At 61.7% G+C, this 777-nt stretch carries 1 protein-coding gene; it reads left to right on the forward strand.

Annotation, left to right across the window (positions count from 1 at the left end; all coding sequences use genetic code 11):
• Nucleotides 1-777, forward strand: a 777-nt coding sequence (locus AC1DVA_RS28870) for an amylo-alpha-1,6-glucosidase (RefSeq protein ID WP_476808201.1), incomplete at both ends; no start/stop codon positions are given.

Below are 777 nucleotides of genomic sequence, written 5' to 3' on the forward strand. Positions count from 1 at the left end.
GGATGGGTTCGTCGAATACTATCGCGAGACTGAAAGCGGGCTGGCCAATCAAGGCTGGAAGGACAGCCACGATTCGATTTCACACGCGGATGGCTCCCTGGCCCGAGGACCTATCGCGCTGGTCGAAGTTCAGGCTTACGTCTATGCCGCCAAACAGGCCGCGTCGACCATGGCGATCGCTCTCCGCCTGGATGCTCGGGCGGACGCGTTGCGGCAGGAGGCTTCCATGTTGCGAGCCCGCTTCGACGAAGAATTCTGGTGCGAGGAGATCGGCAGTTACGCGCTGGCGCTGGACGGAGACAAGAAGCCCTGCCGTGTCCGATCGTCGAACGCGGGACATGCCCTATTTGGTGGTATCGCAGAACCCGCGCGCGCAATACGGGTCGTCGAGACCCTGATGAGTGAAGCCGCCTTTAGCGGCTGGGGTATCCGAACCCTGAACGCCAGCGAAACTCGCTATAATCCCATGTCTTATCACAACGGCTCGATCTGGCCGCATGACAACGCCCTGATCGCTTTTGGTTTCGCGAAATACGGTTTCAAGCTCCAGGCAGCACGCTTATTCGAGGCGATCTTCGACGCGGCAACCTACCRAGACCAGCAGCGCCTACCGGAGTTGTTCTGCGGATTCTTGAGGAGGCGCCGGCGCGGTCCGACCGCGTATCCGGTCGCTTGTTCACCACAGGCCTGGGCCGCGGCCGCCCCCTTCGCGCTGTTAGCCGCCTGCCTAGGCCTACACCTGCCGGCAGCCACGAATGAGGTCACGCTGATCGATCC

It is taken from the genome of Allobosea sp. P4_C6 (genome assembly GCF_056402015.1).